Annotated in this window: 21 protein-coding genes, 1 tRNA gene and 1 pseudogene; 10 read left to right on the top strand and 13 right to left on the bottom strand. The window is 58.8% G+C overall.

Annotated elements, in window-relative coordinates; all coding sequences use genetic code 11:
* Position 1: 1 nt before the first annotated feature.
* The 3 genes from BJP61_RS07790 to rsuA form a co-directional block, all read right to left on the bottom strand.
* The gene (locus BJP61_RS07790; RefSeq protein ID WP_038861762.1) at positions 2-346 is read right to left on the bottom strand and encodes a YejG family protein; all 345 of its coding nucleotides are present in this window, start codon (positions 344-346) and stop codon (positions 2-4) included.
* A 331-nt stretch (positions 347-677) separates the two neighbouring features.
* On the bottom strand, positions 678-1,874 hold the full coding sequence (locus BJP61_RS07785) for a Bcr/CflA family multidrug efflux MFS transporter (RefSeq protein WP_038861759.1): 1,197 nt from the start codon (positions 1,872-1,874) through the stop codon (positions 678-680).
* Positions 1,875-1,889: 15 nt separating this feature from the next.
* Positions 1,890-2,597: a 16S rRNA pseudouridine(516) synthase RsuA gene (gene rsuA / locus BJP61_RS07780; RefSeq protein WP_038861755.1), complete on the bottom strand. Its 708-nt coding sequence runs from the start codon at positions 2,595-2,597 to the stop codon at positions 1,890-1,892.
* Positions 2,598-2,784: 187 nt separating this feature from the next.
* Between rsuA and BJP61_RS07775 the strand changes: the two genes are divergently transcribed.
* Complete coding sequence (locus BJP61_RS07775) at positions 2,785-4,545, top strand: DEAD/DEAH box helicase (RefSeq protein ID WP_171998094.1); 1,761 nt, start codon at positions 2,785-2,787, stop codon at positions 4,543-4,545.
* Positions 4,546-4,671: 126 nt separating this feature from the next.
* Positions 4,672-4,956 (top strand): 50S ribosomal protein L25, encoded by a 285-nt coding sequence (gene rplY / locus BJP61_RS07770; protein WP_004387433.1) that lies wholly within the window; start codon positions 4,672-4,674, stop codon positions 4,954-4,956.
* Positions 4,957-5,054: 98 nt separating this feature from the next.
* On the opposite strand, the gene yejK is transcribed toward rplY, so the two are convergent.
* Positions 5,055-6,059: a nucleoid-associated protein YejK gene (gene yejK, locus BJP61_RS07765; protein WP_038861752.1), complete on the bottom strand. Its 1,005-nt coding sequence runs from the start codon at positions 6,057-6,059 to the stop codon at positions 5,055-5,057.
* 134 nt (positions 6,060-6,193) lie between these two features.
* Here yejK and BJP61_RS07760 point away from each other — a divergent pair, with 134 nt between their 5' ends.
* The 3 genes from BJP61_RS07760 to BJP61_RS07750 all read left to right on the top strand — a co-directional run bounded on the left by BJP61_RS07760 (position 6,194) and on the right by BJP61_RS07750 (position 8,355).
* A complete protein-coding gene (locus BJP61_RS07760) occupies positions 6,194-6,421 on the top strand; it encodes a YejL family protein (protein ID WP_004387431.1) in 228 nt (75 codons plus the stop codon).
* Between the two features lie 19 nt (positions 6,422-6,440).
* Entirely contained in the window at positions 6,441-8,204 is a 1,764-nt protein-coding gene (gene yejM, locus BJP61_RS07755) for an LPS biosynthesis-modulating metalloenzyme YejM (RefSeq protein WP_171998093.1), read from the top strand.
* Positions 8,205-8,278: 74 nt separating this feature from the next.
* Positions 8,279-8,355, top strand: a tRNA-Pro gene (locus BJP61_RS07750).
* 194 nt (positions 8,356-8,549) lie between these two features.
* Here BJP61_RS07750 and BJP61_RS07745 read toward each other — a convergent pair.
* On the bottom strand, positions 8,550-9,119 hold the full coding sequence (locus tag BJP61_RS07745; protein WP_075192889.1) for a DUF4142 domain-containing protein: 570 nt from the start codon (positions 9,117-9,119) through the stop codon (positions 8,550-8,552).
* Positions 9,120-9,544: 425 nt separating this feature from the next.
* Between BJP61_RS07745 and BJP61_RS07740 the strand changes: the two genes are divergently transcribed.
* Positions 9,545-10,174 carry a glutathione S-transferase gene (locus BJP61_RS07740; RefSeq protein WP_161579846.1) on the top strand — a complete coding sequence of 210 codons (630 nt, stop codon included), beginning with the start codon at positions 9,545-9,547 and terminating at the stop codon, positions 10,172-10,174.
* Between the two features lie 66 nt (positions 10,175-10,240).
* Positions 10,241-10,437 (top strand): annotated as a pseudogene (locus BJP61_RS21675) (hypothetical protein); the annotation flags it as partial.
* 97 nt (positions 10,438-10,534) lie between these two features.
* Here the strand turns inward: BJP61_RS21675 and BJP61_RS07735 are convergent.
* Complete coding sequence (locus BJP61_RS07735) at positions 10,535-10,882, bottom strand: DUF1971 domain-containing protein (protein ID WP_161579845.1); 348 nt, start codon at positions 10,880-10,882, stop codon at positions 10,535-10,537.
* Positions 10,883-10,972: 90 nt separating this feature from the next.
* Here BJP61_RS07735 and BJP61_RS07730 point away from each other — a divergent pair, with 90 nt between their 5' ends.
* A complete protein-coding gene (locus BJP61_RS07730) occupies positions 10,973-11,185 on the top strand; it encodes a KTSC domain-containing protein (RefSeq protein ID WP_075192886.1) in 213 nt (70 codons plus the stop codon).
* A gap of 4 nt (positions 11,186-11,189) precedes the next feature.
* On the opposite strand, the gene norW is transcribed toward BJP61_RS07730, so the two are convergent.
* Together norW and norV are read right to left on the bottom strand one after the other, a co-directional pair.
* Entirely contained in the window at positions 11,190-12,332 is a 1,143-nt protein-coding gene (gene norW, locus BJP61_RS07725; protein WP_171998092.1) for an NADH:flavorubredoxin reductase NorW, read from the bottom strand.
* Positions 12,333-12,335: 3 nt separating this feature from the next.
* On the bottom strand, positions 12,336-13,766 hold the full coding sequence (gene norV / locus BJP61_RS07720) for an anaerobic nitric oxide reductase flavorubredoxin (protein WP_038861728.1): 1,431 nt from the start codon (positions 13,764-13,766) through the stop codon (positions 12,336-12,338).
* A 157-nt stretch (positions 13,767-13,923) separates the two neighbouring features.
* Between norV and norR the strand changes: the two genes are divergently transcribed.
* Both norR and BJP61_RS07710 read left to right on the top strand, forming a co-directional pair.
* On the top strand, positions 13,924-15,441 hold the full coding sequence (gene norR / locus BJP61_RS07715) for a nitric oxide reductase transcriptional regulator NorR (protein WP_161579843.1): 1,518 nt from the start codon (positions 13,924-13,926) through the stop codon (positions 15,439-15,441).
* A 108-nt stretch (positions 15,442-15,549) separates the two neighbouring features.
* Positions 15,550-17,043 (top strand): SulP family inorganic anion transporter, encoded by a 1,494-nt coding sequence (locus tag BJP61_RS07710; RefSeq protein ID WP_075192883.1) that lies wholly within the window; start codon positions 15,550-15,552, stop codon positions 17,041-17,043.
* A 77-nt stretch (positions 17,044-17,120) separates the two neighbouring features.
* On the opposite strand, the gene BJP61_RS07705 is transcribed toward BJP61_RS07710, so the two are convergent.
* From BJP61_RS07705 to BJP61_RS07685, 5 genes are all read right to left on the bottom strand, one after another.
* Positions 17,121-18,767 carry a multidrug ABC transporter permease/ATP-binding protein gene (locus tag BJP61_RS07705; protein WP_171998091.1) on the bottom strand — a complete coding sequence of 549 codons (1,647 nt, stop codon included), beginning with the start codon at positions 18,765-18,767 and terminating at the stop codon, positions 17,121-17,123.
* 79 nt (positions 18,768-18,846) lie between these two features.
* Positions 18,847-19,491 carry a DNA oxidative demethylase AlkB gene (alkB, locus tag BJP61_RS07700; RefSeq protein ID WP_038861719.1) on the bottom strand — a complete coding sequence of 215 codons (645 nt, stop codon included), beginning with the start codon at positions 19,489-19,491 and terminating at the stop codon, positions 18,847-18,849.
* Positions 19,491-20,555: a bifunctional DNA-binding transcriptional regulator/O6-methylguanine-DNA methyltransferase Ada gene (gene ada, locus BJP61_RS07695; protein ID WP_171998090.1), complete on the bottom strand. Its 1,065-nt coding sequence runs from the start codon at positions 20,553-20,555 to the stop codon at positions 19,491-19,493. Before ada ends, alkB begins: the two co-directional genes overlap by 1 nt.
* Positions 20,556-20,627: 72 nt before the next feature.
* Positions 20,628-21,671 carry an FAD:protein FMN transferase ApbE gene (apbE, locus tag BJP61_RS07690; protein WP_038861712.1) on the bottom strand — a complete coding sequence of 348 codons (1,044 nt, stop codon included), beginning with the start codon at positions 21,669-21,671 and terminating at the stop codon, positions 20,628-20,630.
* A 96-nt stretch (positions 21,672-21,767) separates the two neighbouring features.
* Complete coding sequence (locus tag BJP61_RS07685; RefSeq protein WP_171998089.1) at positions 21,768-22,910, bottom strand: porin OmpC; 1,143 nt, start codon at positions 22,908-22,910, stop codon at positions 21,768-21,770.
* Positions 22,911-23,329 lie beyond the last annotated feature (419 nt).

Below are 23,329 nucleotides of genomic sequence, written 5' to 3'. Positions count from 1 at the left end.
TTCAGAAAGGATTCTGGCCGGAAAACGGCTCAGCGATGGCCACGCCGAAGTTCTTCAGACGGCAGGTGGCCGCAAATTCGTCCTGATGATTCACAAACAGACACGGCTCGCCTTCGCACTCCAGAACAGAACAATCCACCGAGATATCGCTCAGCGCCTGGCTGAGCTTATGCATGACCGGCCAGGCTTTTTCACCATCCGGGCTCAGCAGGCGTAAGCCCACCAGACAGTTGTCGCAATCCGGCCCCTGGTGCGGAATCGGTTCAACTTTTGAACCGGCAAAACCCGTACTCCACCGATAGCTCTGCGGCAAGCGATGAATGATTGAGAGTTGTAGCGTATTCAAGATAGTGTCCCCGGAAACATAAATTTTACAAGTCATTCACAAGAAGATTAACACATGTTGACAAAAAGTGATCGCGTCAACAAAGAAAACGGTTTCATGGCGAGCGCAGACGGGTTATTTCCTCATCAGCGAGGCGGTTATTTTGTGCGTTGGCTCCCATTTTGGCGCTATATGTACCCCGTTCTGCGCCCTGACACAACCTTTTTTAATACAAGGCTGTGACTTTTTACATGCTTTACTTTTACATTCGAGAAACATATACCCCGCAGACGATGGACATCGCGCAGGCAGTCAGGGAGAGAATATGGGGGAGAAAACCTCCCCGGAAGGATCACGCGGCGCGACGACGCGGCCGGCTGGCGTAAAGGTAGAAAAGAATCGAGCAGGTGGCGCAGAAGAAAATCGAGAGCAGCATCGGCCACGCGGAATTGAAGGTCGCCATGGAGAGCAGCGCGCCCATGATAGCGCCGATGCCGAAGCGGAACGTCCCCGCGAGCGACGAGGCCGTACCTGCCATATGCGGGAACTCATCCAGAATAACCGCCATCGCGTTAGACGCCACCAGCGAAACGCAGCCGACAAACGCGGCCACGCCAAGCACCAGCGACCAGAAACCGACATCAAACTGCGCGCTTAACACCAGCCACACCGCCATCGCGAACTGAATAAACAGCCCGGCGCGGAACATCTTCAGCGCCCCGACGCGGCGCACAAAGCGGCTGTTGATGATGGTCATCACAAACAGGAACACAATATTGAGCGCGAAGTAGTAGCCGAAATGCTGCGGCGAAACGTGGTTGAGCTCAATATACACAAACGGTCCGGCGCTTAAAAACGAGAACATGCCCGCAAAGCTAAAGCCGCTCGCCAGCATATAGCTCAGTACGCGTTTATGTCGAAACAGCGTGGCGAAGTTACCAAGCGTGGTGCGAAAGTGAAACTTCTGGCGGCGCTCCACCGGCAGCGTTTCACGTATAAGAAAGAAGATCATGGCGCAGGCCAGCAGCGCCAGTACGGCGAGGATCCAGAAGATAATATGCCAGTTGAACCAGACCAGCACGGCGCCGCCCGCCATCGGCGCCAGCAGCGGCGCGATGGTGGTCACCAGCATCACAAAGGACATCATGCGCGAGAACTCTTCCTTCGGATAGATATCGCGCATCAGGGCGTTGATAACGACGCTCGCCGCCGCAGCGGAGAGCCCGTGCAGGAAGCGCATATAAATCAGTTGGTCGATAGTCTGCGCGAGCGCACAGGCGATAGCGGCCGCCGCGAAAATCAGCGTGCCGCCGAGGATCACCGGCTTACGTCCCAGACTGTCGGCCATCGGGCCATAAAACAGTTGCCCGATAGCGAAGCCCAGAATATAGGTGCTGAGCGTCATCTGGGCGCTGCCCGCCTCGACGCCAAACTCGTTTGCGATAACCGGCAGCGCCGGCAGGTACATATCGATAGAGAGCGGCATCAGCATGGCCAGCAGGCCAAGAATAAACACAATACCCAGCGACGAATTCTGCCTGGTGGTCACAATATGCTCCTGAATTTAGCGCGACGGCATGCCAACGCTGGCAATTTCGTCTTCGGTTAACGGACGATATTCGCCAGGTTCCAGCGCAGGGTCGAGTTCAATCGCCCCGATACGCTCGCGGTGCAGGCCGACGACATGGTTGCCTACCGCCGCAAACATGCGCTTCACCTGATGGTAGCGCCCTTCGCTGATGGTCAGACGAACCTCAGTCGGGGTGATCACCTCAAGCTGCGCGGGTTTGGTGAGATCTTTTTCGTTATGCAGCTGTACGCCTTTTGCAAACAATGCGGCGGTGTCGTCCGCCACCGGCGACTCGAGCGTCACCCGATACGTTTTCTCGCAGTGGTGGCGCGGTGACGTAATGCGGTGCGACCACTGGCCGTCGTCGGTCATCAGCACCAGCCCGGTAGTGTCAATATCCAGACGCCCGGCGGCGTGCAGCTTATGGGCGACCGGCTCGTCGAGGAAATAGAGCACCGTCGGGTGATCCGGATCGTCAGTCGAGCAGACGTAGCCCTGCGGTTTATTCAGCATAAAATAGCGCGGGCCGTTCTGCTGGGTCAGCGGATTGCCGTCATATTCGACGTCGTGGTCCGGCAGCAGTTTAAAAGCGCTGTCTTTTACAATGTCGCCATTCACCGTCACCCGGCTGGCGCGAATTTCACGGGAAGCAATAGCGCGGCTGACGCCAAGCTGCTGGGCGATAAATTTATCAAGTCGCATTACGTTTATAAGCCTGTTGTTGACGTTTATAAGCCTGTTGATGCAGTTCCGACGCGGGGCGGGCAAGGCGCCCGTCAACATTCATGAAGCGGAATCAGAGCGGTCAGTATAACGGGCAATGGCCCGCTCACAAGATGAAATTGATTCGTGGCATAATATTAGCGTGATCCCTTTTTCTGACAGGCCCATGTCCTTTACTTTACGTCCCTATCAGCGCGAAGCGGTGGATGCCACCCTGAACCATTTTCGCCGCCACGACGCGCCAGCGGCGATCGTCCTGCCGACCGGCGCCGGCAAAAGCCTGGTTATCGCCGAACTGGCGCGGCTCGCGCGCGGCCGCGTGCTGGTGCTCGCCCATGTTAAAGAGCTGGTGGCCCAAAACCATGCCAAATATCTGGCGCTGGGGCTGGAAGCCGATATCTACGCGGCGGGCCTCGCGCGCAAAGAGAGCCACGGTAAAGTGGTGTTCGGCAGCGTGCAGTCGGTGGCGCGCAACCTCGACCATTTTCAGGGCGAATTCTCGCTGGTGATTGTCGATGAATGCCATCGCATCAGCGATGATGACGACAGCCAGTATCAGCAGATCCTCACGCACCTGCGTAAGCAGAATCCGCGCCTGCGGCTGCTGGGGCTGACCGCCACGCCGTTTCGCCTCGGCAAAGGCTGGATTTATCAGTTCCACTATCACGGCATGGTGCGCGGCGATGAAAAAGCGCTGTTCCGCGACTGCATCTACGAGCTGCCGCTGCGCTATATGATTAAGCATGGCTACCTGACGCCGCCAGAACGCCTCGACATGCCGGTGGTGCAGTACGATTTCAGTCGCCTGCAGGCCCAGAGCAACGGGTTGTTCAGCGAAGCCGATCTCAACCGGGAGCTGAAACAGCAGCGGCGTATTACGCCGCATATCGTGAGCCAGATTGTCGAATTTGCCACCGACCGGCGCGGCGTGATGATTTTCGCCGCCACCGTCGAGCATGCCCGTGAAATTACGGGCCTGCTGCCTGCGGGCGAAGCGGCGCTCATTACCGGCGAAACGCCGGGGCGCGAGCGCGACGCTATTATTGAAGCGTTTAAAGCCCAGCAGTTGCGCTTTTTGGTAAACGTGGCGGTGCTCACCACGGGTTTTGACGCGCCGCATGTGGATTTAATCGCTATCCTGCGCCCGACCGAATCGGTCAGCCTGTATCAGCAGATTGTCGGGCGCGGGCTGCGCTTGTCGCCAGGCAAAACCGACTGCCTGATCCTTGATTACGCGGGTAACCCGCACGATCTGTACGCGCCGGAAGTGGGCGCGCCCAAGGGCAAAAGCGACAACGTGCCGGTGCAGGTCTTCTGCCCCGCCTGCGGTTTCGCCAATACGTTCTGGGGCAAAACCACCGCCGACGGCACGCTGATTGAACATTTCGGCCGGCGCTGTCAGGGCTGGTTTGAGGATGACGACGGCCACCGCGAGCAGTGCGACTACCGTTTCCGTTTTAAAAACTGCCCGCACTGCAACGCGGAGAACGACATCGCGGCGCGGCGCTGTCGCGAGTGCAACGAGGTCCTGGTGGACCCGGACGATATGCTGAAAGCGGCGCTGAAGCTCAAAGACGCGCTGGTGCTGCGCTGTAGCGGCATGCAGCTTCAGCCGGGCGTTGATGAGAAAGGCGAATGGCTGAAGGTGACTTATTACGACGAAGATGGCGCGGATGTCAGCGAGCGTTTTCGTCTGCAGACGCCCGCGCAGCGCACCGCCTTTGAACAGCTGTTTATCCGCCCGCACACCCGCACGCCGGGCGTGCCGCTGCGCTGGATAACCGTCAACGACATCGTGGCCCAGCAGGTGCTGCTGCGCCATCCGGATTTTGTGGTGGCAAGGCTCAAAGGCCAGTACTGGCAGGTGCGTGAAAAGGTGTTCGACTACAATGGCCGCTTCCGGCGCGCTAATGAATTACGCGGTTAACGGCGGTTTTCATTGCCCCTGCGCGCTCAAATGGCTATAATGCCGCCCGCTTTTGCATCCGCAAAGCCAGTCATTTACCTGTTGCTGGGTCGCCTGTAACAGGCTTCTTTATTAAGAGAGATGTCAATGTTTACTATCAACGCTGAAGTACGTAAAGAGCAGGGTAAGGGTGCGAGCCGCCGCCTGCGTCACGCCAACAAGTTCCCGGCTATCGTTTACGGTGGCACCGAGGCTCCGGTTGCAATCGAACTGGACCACGACAAAGTGATGAACATGCAGGCTAAACCGGAGTTCTACAGCGAAGTGCTGACTCTGGCTATCGATGGCAAAGAAGTTAAGGTAAAAGTTCAGGCTGTACAGCGTCACCCGTACAAACCGAAACTGCACCACATCGATTTCGTTCGCGCGTAAGTGCGATGAAAGAAAAAACGCCGCGCTATGCGGCGTTTTTTTTGCCTGATATTCAGGAAAATAAGGGCGACGCGTGCGCCCTTTTTCATGCCTGACGCTTATTTCCCGGACAGGCGGCGCTGCAGCTGATCCCGCAGGTTCGGCGGCGTGCCTTTGATAGTCAGCGTGTCGGTCGCCGGGTCCCAGAAAATACGCTCGCCAAGCAGCATGGCGTCGAAATTAATCGTAAGCCCTCCGCCGCTGCCGGCGTATTTAGTGAGCTGGCGCAGCGTGCTGCGATCCGCCGGGAACGTCTCTTCCAGCTCATAGCCCTGCTCCGCCGTAAACTCCTGGAAGCTTTTCTCACCGAAATTCGGCAGCTCTTTTGAGAGTTCAGAGAGCGCAATCTCTTCGCCCGCCTGCAGTTGTTCATTGCAGTAGCTGTAGACCTGCGCGCGCACATTCTGACGCTCGGCTTTATCGAGCTGCGCCTCGGCGGTGAAATCGTCCAGCGCCTGCAACAGCCCGCGGTTCTGCGCTTTGGTATCGAGCCCGACGCTCGCGCCCAGGAAATCCATAAAGAAATCGGCGACTTTGCGCCCGACGCGCCCTTTGAGGAACGTCAGGTAGCGGGTCGACTCCGGATTCGTTTCCCATTCGGTCAGATCGATGCGCGCGACGATATCGGCATGGTTGATATCGAGATAGTGCGTGGTGCTGATATCGAGCTGTTCGTTAACACGCATGCTGCTCAGGTTGTTCAGCACCGCCACCAGCAGATACTCCACCGCCAGATAACGATAGTGACAGAACAGCACGACGCCGCCGTCCGCAAACGGATATTTCGCCAGCTCATCGCGCAGGCGACCGGTGGCCGCGCGGCTGAACGCCAGGAAATCGTCATCGCCGCGACGGCACTGGCGCAGCGCCTCGGCAAGTTCGCTCTCTTCGTTAAAAAGGCCGTAGGCTTTGCTTTTCGCGCTGTAGACGCGGTGCAGCTCGGCCATCATTTCCGTAACGGTATTGCCTGGTTCAAGCAGCGAGTCGCGCAGGATAAGCTCCAGATTCTGCTCATCGCGCTTAATTAACTGATGTAAGGCAATCTGGTTGATATCCAGACTCATGATAAACTCTCCTGTTGGGCAGGGGCGTATTCAACCACTGCCCGCCGTCCTGCGCAACCGCAGATAAAAATGCAGAAATAAAGCCACTGCTACGGTAAGATATTGGACTTTCCTGAACAAACTGATGTTGAGTTATGCCACAACTATCCCGCTATAGTGATGAACGCGTTGAAGAATTACTGACTGAACTGGCGAGCGTGCTGTCAAAGCACAAGGCGCCGACCGACCTTTCCCTGATGGTGCTGGGGAACATGGTCACCAATGTTATCAATAACAGCGTGGCCCCCGCGCAGCGCAAGACGCTGGCGCGCTCCTTCGCGGAGGCGTTGCAATCCTCCATTCGCGACGATAACGCGCATTAAGGAAGAACGTTAAAAAGCTATGGTGACTAACCGTCAGCGCTACCGTGAAAAAGTCTCCCAGATGATAAGCTGGGGGCACTGGTTCGCTCTGTTCAATATTCTGCTGTCGATTGTTCTTGGTAGCCGCTATCTGTTTATCGCCGACTGGCCCACGACGCTGACGGGCCGGGTTTACTCTTACGTAAGCCTGGTGGGCCATTTTAGCTTTCTGGTCTTCGCGACGTATCTGCTTATCCTTTTTCCGCTGACATTCATCGTGATGTCGCAGCGGCTGATGCGTTTCCTGTCGGCCATTCTCGCGACCGTCGGGATGACGCTGCTGCTGGTCGACAGCGAAGTCTTTACCCGCTTCCACCTGCACATTAATCCGGTGGTCTGGCAGGTGGTGATTAACCCCGAACAAAGCGAAATGGCACGCGACTGGCAGCTGATGTTTATCGCGGTGCCGGTGATTCTGCTTATCGAGATGCTGTTCGCCACCTGGAGCTGGCAGAAGCTGCGCAGCCTGACGCGCCGACGCCGTTACGCGCGCCCTGTGGCGGCGCTCTTTTTCGCGTCGTTCGTTACCACCCATGTGATGTATATCTGGGCCGACGCCAATTTCTATCGTCCCGTCACGATGCAGCGCGCGAACCTGCCGCTCTCGTACCCCATGACGGCGCGCCGTTTTCTGGAAAAACATGGTCTGCTGGACGCGCAGGAATATCAGCGCCGACTGGTGGAACAAGGCGATCCGGAAGCCGTCAGCGTACAGTACCCCCTAAGCGACCTGCGCTACAGCGATATGGGTTCGGGCCATAATGTCCTGTTTATCACGGTCGACGGTCTGAATTATTCGCGCTTTGAAAAACAGATGCCGTCGCTGGCGCAGTTCGCGCGCGACAACATTAACTTTACCCAGCATTTCAGTTCCGGAAACCTGGCGGATAACGGCATTTTCGGCCTGTTCTACGGGATTTCACCAGGCTATATGGATGGGGTGCTGGCGGCTCGCATTCCGGCGGCGCTCATCACCGCGCTTAACCAGCAGGGCTATCAGCTCGGCCTGTTCGCTTCCGATGGGTTCAGCAGCTCGCTGTATCGTCAGGCGTTGCTTTCTGACTTCTCGCTCCCGACGGCGCAGCCGCAAAGCGACGAACAGACCGCCTCGCAGTGGGTAAGCTGGCTGAATAAATATGCTTCCGAGGACAACCGCTGGTTCTCATGGGTGTCATTCAACGGCACTACCGTTAATGAAGATACCCAACAGGCGGCCTTCGCGCGCCGTTACGCCCGTGCCGCAGGCAATGTGGACGCGCAGATCGCTCGCGTGCTGGACGCCCTTAAATCAAGCGGCAAGCTCGAAAATACCGTCGTGATTATCACCGCAGGCCGCGGCGTTCCGCTTGGCAAACAGCAGGACAGCTTCGGCTGGGATCGCTCGCGTATTCAGGTGCCGCTGGTTATCCACTGGCCGGGCACGCCTGCGCAACGCGTCACGAAGCTTACCGATCATCAGGACGTGATGACGACCCTGATGCAGCGTCTGCTGCACGTGCGCACGCCAGCGAATGAGTATTCGCAGGGCGAAGATCTCTTCTCCCCTGCCCGCCGCAACAACTGGGTGGTAAGCGCGGATAACAACACGCTGGCGGTCACCACGCCGCAGATGACGCTGGTGCTGGATAACAACGGCAACTACCGGATGTATGACCTGCGCGGCGAGCGGATGGACGAGGATAAACCGCAGCTCAGCCTGCTGTTGCAGGTGCTGACGGATGAAAAACGGTTCATTGCTAACTGATTGATTAATTATAAATCACTCAATGGGGCGTCGCTTGCAATCAGCGTGAAAACGGGTAGTATAAGCCTCCACGTCGGCACGTAGCGCAGCCTGGTAGCGCACTGTCATGGGGTGTCAGGGGTCGGAGGTTCAAATCCTCTCGTGCCGACCAAAAAATCCCGAAAAAACCAGCCATTAGGCTGGTTTTTTTATGCCTGCGATTTGGCGAGGGCCAACCGCTCCGTCATTAAGGGCTGTGCTGCTTTGACACCGCCGCCTTGCCGCCACAGATCATGGCGGCGGGTCGTCAGCGACGTATTCAACGCCCTCAGAGCCAGGTAGCAGGACGTCTGTCCGCCAGATAACCTATTTATTTATCTGCTGAGCGGACTTCAGGTGCTGCTCAACGACCGGCGTATGTGCATCGGCCAGGGCCTTCACATCCGGATCCTGAATCTTCGTAGCGTCACTCTGCAGCGTCGACAACACCATCTGGTGATCTTTCGTGCCGGCGTTTTCCATATACATCTTGTCAAAGGCATCGCCGCTCTGTTTTTCCAGCTCGCTGGCCATAGCCTTATGACTGGCGTCCGGCTCAGTCGGCAGTGTCACGCCCTTCTGCTGGGCGACAGTCTGGACTTTAGTCAGAGCCGCGCCGTGGTCATCGACCATCTTCTGAGCGAAGGTTTTGACGTCGCTGCTTTGGGCTTTGCTCAGCGCTATCTTGGCGGCGGCGATTTCATTGATATTGGCCTGCGCCATGTCCTTCAACGCTTTTTCGTCGCCGGCGCTGAGTTTAGCGCTCGATTGGGTCTGACCTGCAGCCCCAGCCTGCTCGGTGCTTGTCGGCGTCCGGGCTTGCGCACTCACCGTACTGAACATCGCTGCGACTACCGATACGGCCAGCAGCCCTTTCAAGGTTTTACGCTTCTGCATTTTGTTCTCCTGAGGGTCATGGGTAAGGCTGATGTCAGATAACGGGGCGTTGGTCGCTTCATCGTTAAATGACAACGGCAATGGTCAGTATAGTGCATCAACCATTTAAGACCGGCGGCGGCAGCATAGCCCTCTGGAGAGGACGACAGGCGAGGGTTATAAATACCGACATGTGCTGGCACAGCAGGCGAGGCGGCTGCGTGTTAGCATCGTGCTGAAATGTTTACCTATTGCCCCGGCCCACGACGGCGCGCCCGTGTCACAGGCCCCCCTCATCGCCTTACGATAAAAAATTACACCGTCGGGATTGTGCCGCCATCTATCACATATTCCATACCTCGCTTAACACCGCGCCGCGCTCTATTACCTTACCCGCCAGCCTGGTCTGCTAAGATGAAATAATTACCCTCAACGGAAAGCGCATTATGTATCACCTTTACGGCACCGCTCGTTCTGGTTCTGCCGCCATTGAGATGGCGCTCAGAGCATGCAACGCTGAATACCAGGTGTGTAAGGCCAGCTCATGGCAAAAAGAGAGCAGCACTGAAGAATTAAAACAGCGTAACCCGTTAGTGCAGATCCCCACGTTAATTCTTCCTGATGATTCAGTTCTTACTGAAAGCGCAGCCATCATCATTCATCTCGCGATGGAATATCCGCACGCCGGGCTTCTCTCTTCGGACGCGTGCGTTCGCGCGCAGCAATTACGGGGGCTGGTTTATATCGCGGCTAACTGTTACGCCTCGGTTGGCATTATTGACTACCCCGAGCGCTGGCTGCCAGACAGCGCAGAAGATCAACACACGCAGCTTGCGCAGGGGGCCTGCCAAAAGCTTTATCAGCAATGGGATATCTTTAGCGACATCTTTTATGGTACGCAGGCCTGGCAGCCAGAAAGCCCTGGCGGACTGGAAATGCTGGCCTGTGTCGTCACCCGGTGGAGCAGGACGCGCGAGCACCTGCGCCTCTCCCGACCCGATTTCTGTTCTTCCCTGACAGAAATTGAGAACGATGCGCTTATCAGGGCAGTCACCGACTATCACTGGGGAACCTGACGCGCTGGTTTTCTGCCTCAGCTGCTGTCTTATCGCCTTTTACACAAGAGGTTCACACACCATTATGAAGGCGAAGCGCTTTTCGCACGATGATGTCAGCAAAGGGGGTCAATTGTATTGCACAACGCTACCCCGGTGTCATTGAGGGTTTCTTTCAGCCTGGCGGCATTAGCCAGGCAGCTTGTCCTCTGATGTGGCATAGTTGTGCGCATTCGTTCAGCAGATACGCCCTGATATTCTCATTTTCATCCGTCCATTTTTAATATGTGTCACCAGATAAGCCGTAACTGAAAAGGCGCACCACGAAAAACCAGCCGTTACGGCTGGTTTTTATCCGTCAAATTCGCATCACAGCACGCTTTATTTGCGCGTATTCACCACCTGCCCGATACCGGCGCCCTGCAGCGTCACGTCCGGGTCGGCGAAAAAGTCGATATTGAAATATGTATCGTCGGTGAGCAGCTCAATACGGTGCCATTTTTGCGGCGGGCTGATGCCAAACTGCCCGGCGTCGATAATCACTTCCATATCCGACGCTTTCGCGTCGCTGTCGGCGAAGCCGTAATATTTCACCGCGCCCTGCATCACCGACAGCCGGCCATAGACGCCCGCGCGGGTGTTGTGCCGGGTAAACAGCGCCGCAGGCGCGGTCTCTTTATTCCAGAATGGCGTGGCGCGGGTATGTACATAATGTTGCGGAATACGCATCGTAAACCTCCTCAAATCGGTGTTGCCGCCGGGGCGGCGGCGTTTCAACGCTATACTTACTGTCAGTCTTTCATCAGCCGCGAGGGCGATATGCAACGAGAAACGGTCATGTCCCGCAGCCTGGCGTCGGTCGGTTATGACTGGGACAGCCGGGTGCTGGAGATAGCCTTTCATAACGGCGCGGTTTACCACTACCAGAACGTGCCGGAGCAGGTTTATCTCGCGCTGGGCCGCGCCCTGTCGAAGGGGCGCTATTTTCGCAAAGCCATTAAAGACCGCTTTCCTTACCAGCGCGTGGAGTAGCGGCTCAGTGGGCGCTCGCGTTGAGTTCTTTAAGCAGCCCAAACGCCTGCTTCATGCGCTCCTCGCTGACCACAAACGCGCGCAGCGTGCCCTGCCCGTCCAGCCCGCGCGCCACCACGCCATCCGCGGTGATGCGCATCTCCCAGTCCAGCTCGCGGTTGGCCGTGTCACCTGCCAGATGCAGGGGCATTAGCGGCGTTTTCACTTTCACCAGCATCGCGGGCAGCGTCAGGTTTTGCGCCGCGCCGCAGAGATTCCTGGCAAGCGTCATGGCGCAAAGCTGGGCAGGCTGTAAGAACGGCAGCAGACGTCCACGGATTTCGGCGCAATCACCGAGCGCGTAAATATCCGGATGGCTGGTGGCGAGCCGGTCATCCACCACAATACCGCGCCGGGTGACGAGGCCCGCGCTTTTCGCAAGCGTCAGATCAGGACGCAGCCCGATGGCGCAGACGACCGCGTCAACGCTCTGCTGATGCCCGTCGGTTAAGGTCGCGACCAGCGAGTCATGATGGCGCGCCAGCGACGAAAGCCCCGTGCACAGCCGCAGCGTTACGCCGTTTTGCGCCAGCACCGTTTGCAGGCGCGCGCTGATTTCCGGCACCAGCACTGAGGAGAGCAAACTCGTACCGGTGTCCACCAGCGTCACCTGTTTCCCGGCGCGGTTGAGATCCATCGCAAGCTCGGTGCCGATAAGCCCGCCGCCCAGCAGCAGTACGCGTTTCGCGTCACGCAGCGCCGCCTCGCAGCGGCGATACTCCTGCTGGCTGTTAAGCGTGAACATCAGCTCGCTGCCCTCCACCGGCGGCACTATCGCCTGCGCGCCGGTCGCGAGCACCAGTTGTCGCCAGGGGAAAGTGCCAGCGGTTGTCGTCACGGTGCGCGCGGCGGTATCTATCGCCGTCGCCTGAGTAAACGGATGCAGCAGAATATGGCTCTGCTCCGCCCATTCACCCGCCGACTGCCGGGTGAGGTCATCCGCGCGCTGCCCGTTGGTGAACACATGGCTGAGATCGGGTTTGTTGTAGTCATCGCCGCTGTCCGCCGCGATAACCCGGACAGGACGCGTGCTGTCCTGCTGGCGCAGGTGGCGCACCAGTTGCCGCGCGGCGAAGCCGGAGCCGATAACGATCAGTTCCTGAGTCATGATTCAGCCCTCGTACACGTCAAAAACCGATTTGCCGAGGCCGCATTCCGGGCAGAGGAACGTCTCCGGCACCGCGTCCCACGGCGTGCCGGGCGCGACATCCTGATTCGGCTCGCCTTGCGCCGGGTCGTAGACCCACTGGCAGACGGTGCAGATCATGCACTGGCCTACGGGTTCGTCAGGCTCCTGGAACGCCACGCCGCTGTCGTCGGCGGGCGCAGCCGCGACGGGCAGCGGTGAGAGCGCCCAGGCACGGGCAATCTCGCGACCATGCTCGCGGCACGCCTCCAGCGCGTCGAGGTCCGGTCGCCATTTGGCTTTCAGGCTTAGCGACATCTCAAACCCGGCGTCCTGCAAACGCGTGGAGAGACGGTCTACCGCGCCCCCGCTCCAGCCGTGGGAGCCGAACGCGCTGGCGCGCTTGTTGCGAAAACGCAGCCCGGTCATCTCCTCCACCAGGCCCGCGATTTTCGGCATCATCACGTTATTCATGGTCGAGGTGCCGACCAGCACGCCTTTGGAGCGAAAGACGTTGGTAAGGATTTCGTTTTTATCGCTGCGGGCGACGTTAAAGATTTTCACCGCCACGCGCGGATCCACTTCCGCGATGCCCTGGGCGATAGCGTCCGCCATCAGACGGGTGTTGTTAGACATGGTGTCGTAGAAAATCGTGATGCGATCTTCCTGATAATCCGCCGCCCATTTGAGGTACAGCTCGACAATCTGCGTCGGGTTGTCGCGCCAGACCACACCGTGAGAAGTGGCAATCATCTCCACCGGCAGGTTAAAGCCGAGGATCTCGGTGATTTTCGGCGTCACCAGGCGGCTGAACGGCGTCAGGATATTGGCGTAGTAGCGCAGGCATTGCTCGAACAACTCGGTCTGGTCCACTTCATCGTTAAAGAGATGCTCGTCGCAGTAGTGCTGGCCGAAGGCGTCGTTGCTGAACAGCACCGCGTCGCCGGTCAGGTAAGTCATCATGCTGTCCGGCCAGTGCAGCATCGGGGTCTCGACAAAGATCAGCTTTTTGCCGTTGCCGATATCCAGCGTATCGCCGGTTTTCACCACGTTAAAGTTCCACTCCGGGTGATGGTGATGCCCGTTTATGGAATCGATACCGTTCGCGGTGCAGTAAATCGGCGTATCCGGGATGCAGTTCATCAGCTCGGAGAGCGCGCCCGCGTGATCCTCTTCGGCGTGGTTGATAATGATGTAGTCGATATCCGCAAGATCGATTTCGCTGCGCAGGTTATTGACAAAATCGCGGCTGAATTTGTGGTCGACGGTGTCGATCAGCACATTTTTCTCTTCGCGGATAAGATAGCTGTTGTAGCTGCTGCCTTTTAAGGTTTTGTACTCGGTGCCGTGAAAATCACGTACTTCCCAGTCGCGCTGGCCAACCCAAAAAATATTGCTTTTAACATGAATGTTCATTGCACGGTTCCTCTGAAATAACACTCTTTGCATCAGGTATTGCAGACACCGTGCCAGTTTTTATTTTATTGATTTTAAAAGAATTAAATTTTCTACATTGTCAAAAACACAATCACCGCGTATTGTATTTTTGACACGACATTGTGGAATTGACACCATGACGCTATCCGCACATGCGCTCGCCGCGCTGGCCGTCGACATACAAAACGGGCTGCCGGGCCGCGACCGCTTTAACCGTATGATCGCCAGCATTCATCACCTGCTGCGCTGCGACGCCACCGCCCTGCTGCGCTATGAAAACCGGCAGTTTCGCCCGCTGGCGACGGCGGGCCTCGCGCCGGATGTGATGGGCCGCCGTTTCAGCCTGGCGGCGCATCCGCGCCTTGAAGCCATCGCCCGCGCCGGCGACGTGGTGCGCTTTCCTGCCGACAGCGACCTGCCGGACCCTTACGACGGGCTGATCCCGGAGCGCCAGGAGCTGCACGTGCACGCCTGCGTCGGGATGCCGCTGTTCTCCGGGCAGACGCTCATCGGCGCGCTGACGCTCGACGGCATGTGCGCCACGCAGTTTGACGCCTACAGCGATGACGAGCTGCGCGGCGTCGCGAGTCTTGCGGGCAGCGCGCTGCATAACGCGCTATTAATGGAGCAACTTGAGAAAACCGCCGCGCCCTTCAGCCGGGCGTTAGAACGCGTGCAGCCAGACGAGCAACTGGAGATGATTGGCGAATCGGCCCCGATGCAACAGCTCAAAAAGGAGATAACGCTGGTGGCGCCGTCGGATCTCAACGTGCTGGTTCTCGGCGAAACCGGCGTCGGCAAAGAACTGGTGGCGCGCGAGCTGCACGCGAGGTCGGCCCGGGCCGCGAGCCCGCTGGTCTACGTCAACTGCGCCGCCCTGCCGGAAAGCGTGGCGGAAAGCGAGCTGTTCGGCCACGTAAAGGGCGCGTTCACCGGTGCCATCCACGACCGGCGCGGCAAATTTGAGCTTGCCGACAACGGCACGCTGTTTCTTGATGAAGTGGGCGAACTGCCGCTGACGCTTCAGGCGAAGCTGCTGCGGGCGTTGCAATACGGCGACGTGCAGCGCGTCGGGGAAGATAAACTGTTGCGGGTGGATGTACGCATCGTCGCCGCCACCAACCGCTCTCTGCGCGAGGCCGTCGCGCAGGGCGGCTTTCGCGCCGATCTCTACCATCGCCTGAGCGTCTTTCCGCTACATGTGCCGCCGCTTCGCGAGCGTGGCGATGACATTCTGCTGCTGGCGGGGTTTTTCTGTGAAAAATGCCGGGTGAAATTCGGCCTGAATCGCGTCGCGCTAAGCCCGCAGGCGAACGCGTGGCTGATGGCGCAGCGCTGGCCTGGCAATATTCGCGAACTCGAACATGCGCTCTATCGGGCGATTATTGTGGCGCAGGCAGAGAGCCGCGGCCCGGAGCTGCTGCTGCTGCCGCACCACTTCGCTCCTGGCGACGCCGTGCCCGCGCCTGTCGCGGCCACGCACGCCGCCACGCCGCAGGTCGAAAACCTCCAGCACGCCACACGTCAGTTTCAGCGCGACTATATCCGGCGCGCGTTGCACCTCGCCGGGCATAACTGGGCGGCCTGCGCGCGGCTACTGGAGATGGACCCCGGCAACCTCCACCGGCTCGCGCGTAAGCTCGGCCTGAAATAGACCGTCGCCATTGCGCAAGGCTGGCATTTTGCCGCCTTGCTCTGTACCATCGCCCGTCCCTGCTGCCCGTAAAGGGCGGCGCTGATAATAAAACACCTGCAAATACTCATGTCTGATACTCAAAACACGGCTCGGGCTATCCCTGAGCTCTCTGTGGCGCATGTGCTGCGCACGCCGCGCCTGCTGATGCGCGAAACGCTGGCGGGCATCCTGACTGCGCTGGCGCTGATCCCGGAGGTTATCTCCTTCTCGGTGATTGCGGGCGTCGACCCAAAAGTGAGCCTGGTGGCCTCCATTGTCCTGTGCTTTAGCATGTCGATTCTCGGCGGCCGTCCGGCAATGGTAACGGCTGCCGCAGGCTCGGTGGCGTTGGTCATCGGCCCGATGGTGCATCAACACGGCGTCGGCTACATTCTGCCCGCGCTGGTGCTGGGCGGGATTATCCAGATCCTGTTCGGGCTGTTCGGCCTTGCGCGCATGATGCGCTATATCCCCCGCTCAGTGATGACCGGTTTCGTCAACGCGCTCGGTATCCTGATTTTTATGGCGCAGGTGCCGCACGTCTGGGGGCAGAATCAGATGGTATGGCTGCTGTTCGCCGCGACGCTCGCCATCGTGCTGCTGCTGCCGCGCATCACCAAAAGCGTGCCGTCGCCGCTGGTGGCGATTGTCGCGGTGACGGTTATCGCCTGGGCCTGCGGCCTGACCCCGCCGACGGTCGGCGACGAAGGCCCGATGACGCCGGGCCTGCCGGGCTTCACGCCATTGCTGGTGCCGCTCAATCTGGAGACGCTGAGCATCATCTGGCCCTGCGCGCTGAGTATCGCGTTCGTCGGGCTAATGGAATCGCTGCTGACCGCGCGTCTGGTGGATGACATCACCGATACGCCATCAAGCAAGCGCCGCGAATGCTGGGGGCTTGGCGTCGCCAATATTCTGAGCGGGTTTTATGGTGGCATCGGCGGCTGCGCGATGATCGGCCAGACGGTGGTAAACGTGGAGCTGGGCCGCGCCCGATCGCGCTTTTCTACCCTCGCCGCCGCGCTGGTGCTGTTGCTGATGGTGACGGGGCTGAGCGCCGTGATGGCGCAAATCCCGATGGTTGTGCTGGCAGGCATTATGATGGTGGTCGCGGCTAAAACCCTCAACTGGCACAGCATTGCGCCAGCGACCCTGAAGCGGATGCCGGTGTCGGAAACGCTGGTGATGGTGGTGACCGTTATCGCCACCGTCTGGACCGGCAACCTCGCCATTGGCGTTGCGGGCGGTGTGCTGTTCGCCATGATGCTGTTCGCCCGTCGCGTTGCCCACGTGGTCCGTGCCGAGCGCGAGGTTATCGATAACGGCGCGGCGGTGCGCTACCGCGTGCGCGGCCCCCTCTTTTTCGCCAGCAGCAACGACCTTTACGAGCATTTCCGCTACGCTGAGGATCCGGCGCGGGTGATTATCGATTTAACCCACGCGCAAATCTGGGACGCCTCGACCGTCGCGGCGCTGGACGCCATCGAAACGCACTATCAGCGCTATAACGCGAAAGTGGAGATTGAAGGGCTGGATCTGCGCAGCCACGACTTCCACCAGCGGCTGAGCGGCAAGCTGTGATATAAAAAACCACCGTCGGCGCGGTGGTTTCGTGAGAAAGCGGAAGAGAAAACTTCCGCTTTTTTTATGCGCGCCGGTTAGCTGCCGGTGCGCGCCAGCACGTCGCGGCTCGCAAGCTGGCGCTCTTCGCCGGTGAGCTCCGAAAGGACGCCCTGGCGCATCTCCAGCAGGCGGTCGGCATGGATGAAGTAGTGATCGTCATGGCTGATGGCGAAGACGGTTTTGCCCATCTCTTTCATCAGCGGCAGCAATGCCTGATAAAACTCGCGGCGGAAATGCGGGTCCTGGTCGGCGGCCCATTCATCCAGCAGAATGATGTCACGCCCTTCCGCAAGCGCCAGCAGCAGCGCCACGCGCTTTTTCTGCCCTTTCGAGAGCTTCAGGTTGAGGATTTTGCCGTTCTCAAGCGTCAGTTTATTCACCATTTTCAGGCGGTTCAGCCAGGTTTCCACAAGCGCCGGATCAGCCTCTTCGCCGTCTGGGCCGAGCAGTTTGTCAAACAGCCAGACATCGGTGAATACCGCCGAGAAGTGCTGTCGGTACGCGTCCATGTCCTCTGCGCCGAGCGGTTTGCCATCCAGCAGGATCTCGCCCGTAGCCGGTGTATACAGGCCAGTCAGCAGCATTGCGAGCGTCGATTTGCCGCTCCCGTTGCCGCCAATCAGGAAGAGCAGTTCGCCACGATGAAGGGTAAGGTTAATCGGCCCGACGCTGAAGCTGCCGTCGTGGTAGGTAAACGTGACGTCACGCAACTCCAGCGTCTGCCAGCGAGCGTTGCGCTCAGGACGGCTGAACGCCGGGGCGTACGGCGCGAGCTGAAACTGTTTGAGCTTATTGAACGCCACCTGGGCTGCGAGCAGCGTTGGCAGCGCTCCCATCGCCGAGAGCAGCGGCGTGCGCAGAAACAGCAGCGCCAGCGAATAGGTAGCCGCGACCGTGGTATCGGCCCAGCCGAGGCCGTTTGACATCCAGAACACCAGGCCAATCACGCCCAGCATCATGATATTCGACCAGTTAACCGCGCTCAGATGGAACGTATCGGCGCGGATAATGTGCTGACGGTAGCGCGCCGCATCCGGCTTATAGATTTTGTCGAAGATATAGGCCGCGCGCTCGCGGTTAAGCGAAAGCTCTTTGCGCCCCTCCAGTACGGTCTGGAAATCGTCATACAGGCTGTCTTCCACCTCGCGAAGCGTGGCGAGATGTTTATAGACGCGCTGCACCAGCAGGTAGCCTGTCCAGAGCGTGACGGCAATCCACATCGCGGTCACCAGCAGCATTTTGCCGGATAACCAGCCGAGATAGGCAGCGCTGCCGAGCGTTAAAATGACGCCCTGCACCAGCTCCGGCAGGCGTACAAACGCGACGGTGATATTGCGCACGTCGCTGGTAAGCCCCGCCAGCAGCGTGGCGCTGCCGAGCTTTTCGATCTGCTCGACCGGCGTATCCATAATGCGTTTGATAAATTCGCTGCGCAGCCGGTAGACAAAGTGGTGGCCAAGCATGGTGAGCGCCAGCTGGGAGCCGAGCGTGACCGCCATCAGCAGCACCAGCAGACCGAGAAATTCCGGCAACACCGAGGCGTTTAAATCGACAGTTGCAATCAGACGCTGATTAATAAAGGCGATAAGCCCGATGCCGAGCGCCGCACTGGCGAGGCTCAGCAGGAGCACCAGAGAAAAGGGCCAGCGATACTGGCGCCAGACGAGGCGCAGAAGTTCCATAAATAAGCATGACTCAGGCAGTGAAAAACAGCGAGCAGTTTAAACGGCTCTGCGGACACGGCAAGAATAATTCTTATTTTTATTTGCGCGCCTGGCGGAACGTGAGGTTATAGCGATATTCCCCGGTAGCCGGATGCTGACCGGGCTTCAGCGGCTGTATGCCATGATAGAAAAGCCGCGACGGCCCGCCCCAGACCACCACGTCGCCATGCTCCAGCAGCAGGCGTTTGAGCGGATCGTTGCGTTTCAGGCCGCCAAACTGAAACACGGCGGGCAGCCCAAGGGAGACAGAGACAATCGGCGCACGCAGATCCGGCTCGTCTTTATCCTGATGCAGCGACAGTTTGGCGCCCGGCGCGTAGCGGTTAATCAGGCAGGCGTCGGGCGTGAAATCGGGATACCCTGCGGCGCGCGCGGCAGCGTCGCACAACGTGCGAAAGGCGCCGGGCATCGCGGGCCAGGGCGCGCCGGTTTGCGGATCCACCTGCGCATACAGATAGCCTTTAAGATTGGTGCTCCAGCCCACCTCGCCGCAATTGGTCATTGCAACGGACATGGTATAGCCGCCTGGCGTCACCATATGGCGAAACGGCGAACGGGCCGCCACTGCCTCAATACCCGCCATTAATGCGGGCGCGCTGGCGAGCGCGAAACGGCGCAGCACTACCGCGCCGTCGGCGAGCGGTTCTTCCCAGGGTTCGGCATCGGCAAAAAGATCGAGCATCAGGTCTCCTGTTCACGTTCGCGGGCGAGCAGCCGCGCCTTGCGGGCCGCTCCCCAGCGGTAGCCGGAGAGCGCGCCGTCGCGGCGCACCACCCGGTGACACGGCACCACTATCGCCAGTTTATTGGCCGCACAGGCGCTGGCGACCGCGCGCACCGCCTGCGGATTGCCGGTGCGTGCCGCCAGTTGCTGGTAGCTGATGGTGCTGCCCGGCGGCACGGCCTGCAACGCCTGCCAGACCCGCAGCTGAAACGCGGTGCCGCGTAAATCAAGCGGCAGCGCCAGCTCGCCCTGCGGCGCGTCTATCCACGCTGTCACCTGCGCCACCTGGGCGGCGAATGCCGCGTCGGGCGCGAGACGCTGCGCGTGCGGAAAAATCGCCGCCAGTTCGGCTTCAAGCGCGGCGGCGTCATCCGCCAGCAACACGGCGCACAGCCCGCGATCGCTTGCCGCCACCAGACAAAGCCCCGCCTCGCAGGGCGCGATGGCGTAACGAATCGTCATCTGTTCCCCGCCGCGCCGGTACTGACGTGGACTCATGCCCAGCGCGCGGTCGGCTTCACGGTAAAGGGCGCTACCCGACGAAAACCCCGCCTCCCAGAGCGAATCGGTAACGGTCATTCCTTCACGGAGCGCTGTCTGGAGTTTTTGCGCCCGCAGGGCGTTTTGCCAGCCTTTCGGCGTCATACCGGTCACGGCTTTAAACTCGCGGTGAAAATGAAACGGGCTCATGGCGGCGCTGTCGGCAAGCGCCGCCAGCGTCAGCGGGGTCTCGCTCTGCGCCATCAGGCGACACGCGGCGGCGATGCGCTGCGCTTTTTGCGCCTGCGGCGTCAGCCCCGCGGGCTGGCAGCGTTTACAGGGACGAAAGCCCGCCGCGCAGGCCGCCGCCGCATCCGGGTAGAAGCGGACGTTGGCGCGTAGCGGACGGCGCGCGCGGCACGACGGCCGGCAAAAGATGCCCGTCGTCACCACGGCGAAGACAAAGGCGTTATCGGCACGCGCGTCGCGGTTCTCCACCGCCTGCCAGCGGGCGTGCTCGTCGGTAAAATCTGCTACGTTCATGGCGCTCTCCTTCTTACAGGTTAGCGTGACTTTGCCCGACTGGCCGCCTTTTAACACTCACGTTCTTGCTCTTTAATTTTCGCTTTGTTCAAGAAAGGTTTTGAACTGCGGCGACATCCAGGTGGCGAAGCCGTCGCCCTCCCGGGTGATGAAATAGACTGCGAGCTTCTCGCGCAGCGCCACGGCCTTCGCTTTTTCCGGGCCGAGCACCATCAGGCCGGTGTCCCAGGCGTCGGCTTCGAGCGCCGTCGGCGAAATCACCGTGACCGAGACCAGCTTATGCGTAATCGGCCGACCGGTCGCCGGATCGATGACGTGCGAAAGGCGCTTACCGTCGAGCTCATAATAGTTGCGGTAGCTGCCGGACGTGCTGATGCCGTGGCCGTTGATATCAACCACCGCCTGGACGGCGTTTTCCCGATCGGTCGGCTTCTGTATCGCCACGCGCCATGGGCGGCCGCCGGGGTTCATGCCACGGCTGGCGAGCGCGCCGCCCACCGACACCAGATAACGGCTGACGCCCTCTTCTTCCATCAGGCGCGCCAGATGATCGGCAGCGTAACCTTCCCCTACGGTCGAGAGGTCAACAAAGAGATCGGGCAGGTCTTTTTGCAACCACTGCTGCCCGGCGCCGTTAATGACCTTAAGGCGCGACAGCCCGGTGCGTGCGCGGGCGGCGTCAATCTGCGCCTGATCCGGCGTTTTCACCGGCTGTTTATCCGGCCCGAACCCCCAGAGGTTAACCAGCGGCCCGATGGTGATATCCATCGCGTTATCGGTTTTCGCGCCGACGCGCAGCGATTCAGTCACAATATCCGCCATCGCTTCATCCACCGGCCAGGGCGCGGTGGTGCGGGCGTGGTTAAAGCGCATCAGCGCCGAATCGTCTTTCCAGGTGGACAGCAGCCGGTCGTCGGCATCAAGCCGCGCCTGAATTTTGTCACGCAGCGTCTGCGCGCGCGCGGCATCCACGCCCGCCAGACTGACGCGCCAGGAGGTGCCCATCGTTTTGCCTTCCAGCACCAGCGCCTGCGGGGAGGATGTCGGGGCGTTGTCGCATCCGGCGACGGTCAAAGCGACGGCCAGCAGCGCGGTGCGTATACCAGATAATTTCACGCGTTTCTCCTCTGTAACGGCGGCCCAAGGTTACCTCATTTTTTGCAGACATAAAAAAAGGAGCCCGCAGGCTCCTTTGGCACATCAGGTCGGAGATTAGAACTGGTAAACCAGGCCTACCGCTACGACGTCATCGGTACCGATGCCAGCCGCGCGGGTGAACGCGTTGTCATCCAGCAGGTTGATTTTGTAATCAACGAAGGTGGACATGTTTTTGTTGAAGTAGTAGGTCGCGCCCACGTCAACATATTTCAGAATGTCCTGGTCGCCGTAAGAAACGCCGGTGGTTTTGTTAGCGATGTCTTTACCGCGGGACTGCAGGTACGCCACAGACGGACGCAGGCCGAAGTCGAACTGGTACTGTGCAACCACTTCGAAGTTCTGCGCTTTGTCAGCGAAGCCGTAGATGTCGCTGCGGTCATCAGCGGTGCCAGTAGAAGTACCGAAACGGGTCGCGTTGTAAGTCTGGGAGTACTGCGCCGCCAGGTAGATGTTGTTCGCGTCGTATTTCAGGCCGCCGGAGTAAACTTCCGCGTGGTCGCCTTCGCCATAAACGCCTGCGCTGTTCTGGTCAGCGGTACGTTTGGAAGAAGCCATCGCACCACCGACGCTGAAGCCTTCGCCCAGATCGTAGGTCAGGGACATGCCGTAGCCGTCGCCGTTCTGTTTCAGCAGGCTACGACCACCAGCGGCGTCGTTCTCACCGGAAACGCTGCCGTTTTTACCCTGGTATTGCAGGGCAAAGTTCAGGCCGTCAACCAGACCGAAGAAGTCGGTGTTGCGGTAAGTCGCGATGCCGTTGCCGCGAGACTGCAGGAAGTTGTCAGCACCGTAGGTGTCGCCGCCGAATTCCGGCAGAACGTCGGTCCAGGAGGTCACGTCGTAGATAACGCCGTAGTTACGGCCGTAGTCGAAAGAACCTGCGTCGCCGAATTTCAGACCTGCGAACGCCACACGGGTCCAGGACTGGTTGTCGCTTTCAGAGGTGTTGCCCTTGATCTGGTATTCCCACTGGCCGTAACCGGTGATCTGATCATTTACCTGGGTTTCGCCTTTGAAGCCGATACGCATGTAGGTCTGATCGCCATCATTGCTGTTGTCGTCAGAGAAGTAGTGCTCAGCGTCCACTTTACCGAACAGATCTAATTTATTGCCGTCTTTATTATAGATTTCTGCCGCGTTTACGCTGCCTGCAACCAGCAGTGCCGGTACCAGCAGGGAGAGAACTTTAACTTTCATTATATTAACCCTCTGTTATATGCCTTTATATACTTATTATTGCCACTGCTCACTAATTCTCTGAACTAGTGGGCGAAGCCATTGTCCGAAACCGGAGCCGAATAATCCAACAGGAATATGATACGAAAACTTTTTAGGTGTTTCACAATATCTACAAAATGTAACAATATATTAATACCAAGGAACTTTTTTCCGCACTAATCGCTAAATATATTCGCACAATTAATCAAGAAACTATAAATAATTCTTAAAAATCAACAAAATAACCATTCGGATTAGTTACCGCACTGAATGCCAAAACCTAATGAGAAGAGTCCACTAGAATTACTCTCGCTATCATCATTAACTTTATTTATTACCGTCATTCATATCTGAATGTTCGTTTTACCCCTATTACCGCCGGATGCTTGCATCCGGCA

Source organism: Cronobacter sp. JZ38, from assembly GCF_008932145.1.
GTDB lineage: Bacteria > Pseudomonadota > Gammaproteobacteria > Enterobacterales > Enterobacteriaceae > Cronobacter > Cronobacter muytjensii.
The sequence above is the reverse complement of the archived record's forward strand: the minus strand, read 5'-3'. Positions and strand labels throughout refer to the sequence as shown.

What these genes read in the sequence shown, in the direction of transcription:
- BJP61_RS07685 (WP_171998089.1), bottom strand. Translation starts at nt 22,910, where the DNA reads ATGAAAGTTAAAGTTCTCTCCCTGCTGGTACCGGCACTGCTGGTTGCA.
- norR (WP_161579843.1), top strand. Translation starts at nt 13,924, where the DNA reads ATGACGCTATCCGCACATGCGCTCGCCGCGCTGGCCGTCGACATACAA.
- BJP61_RS07705 (WP_171998091.1), bottom strand. Translation starts at nt 18,767, where the DNA reads ATGGAACTTCTGCGCCTCGTCTGGCGCCAGTATCGCTGGCCCTTTTCT.
- ada (WP_171998090.1), bottom strand. Translation starts at nt 20,555, where the DNA reads ATGAACGTAGCAGATTTTACCGACGAGCACGCCCGCTGGCAGGCGGTG.
- alkB (WP_038861719.1), bottom strand. Translation starts at nt 19,491, where the DNA reads ATGCTCGATCTTTTTGCCGATGCCGAACCCTGGGAAGAACCGCTCGCC.
- BJP61_RS07735 (WP_161579845.1), bottom strand. Translation starts at nt 10,882, where the DNA reads ATGCGTATTCCGCAACATTATGTACATACCCGCGCCACGCCATTCTGG.
- BJP61_RS07745 (WP_075192889.1), bottom strand. Translation starts at nt 9,119, where the DNA reads ATGCAGAAGCGTAAAACCTTGAAAGGGCTGCTGGCCGTATCGGTAGTC.
- yejK (WP_038861752.1), bottom strand. Translation starts at nt 6,059, where the DNA reads ATGAGTCTGGATATCAACCAGATTGCCTTACATCAGTTAATTAAGCGC.
- BJP61_RS07730 (WP_075192886.1), top strand. Translation starts at nt 10,973, where the DNA reads ATGCAACGAGAAACGGTCATGTCCCGCAGCCTGGCGTCGGTCGGTTAT.
- norW (WP_171998092.1), bottom strand. Translation starts at nt 12,332, where the DNA reads ATGACTCAGGAACTGATCGTTATCGGCTCCGGCTTCGCCGCGCGGCAA.
- BJP61_RS07775 (WP_171998094.1), top strand. Translation starts at nt 2,785, where the DNA reads ATGTCCTTTACTTTACGTCCCTATCAGCGCGAAGCGGTGGATGCCACC.
- BJP61_RS07740 (WP_161579846.1), top strand. Translation starts at nt 9,545, where the DNA reads ATGTATCACCTTTACGGCACCGCTCGTTCTGGTTCTGCCGCCATTGAG.
- BJP61_RS07760 (WP_004387431.1), top strand. Translation starts at nt 6,194, where the DNA reads ATGCCACAACTATCCCGCTATAGTGATGAACGCGTTGAAGAATTACTG.
- norV (WP_038861728.1), bottom strand. Translation starts at nt 13,766, where the DNA reads ATGAACATTCATGTTAAAAGCAATATTTTTTGGGTTGGCCAGCGCGAC.
- rsuA (WP_038861755.1), bottom strand. Translation starts at nt 2,597, where the DNA reads ATGCGACTTGATAAATTTATCGCCCAGCAGCTTGGCGTCAGCCGCGCT.
- yejM (WP_171998093.1), top strand. Translation starts at nt 6,441, where the DNA reads ATGGTGACTAACCGTCAGCGCTACCGTGAAAAAGTCTCCCAGATGATA.
- BJP61_RS07710 (WP_075192883.1), top strand. Translation starts at nt 15,550, where the DNA reads ATGTCTGATACTCAAAACACGGCTCGGGCTATCCCTGAGCTCTCTGTG.
- rplY (WP_004387433.1), top strand. Translation starts at nt 4,672, where the DNA reads ATGTTTACTATCAACGCTGAAGTACGTAAAGAGCAGGGTAAGGGTGCG.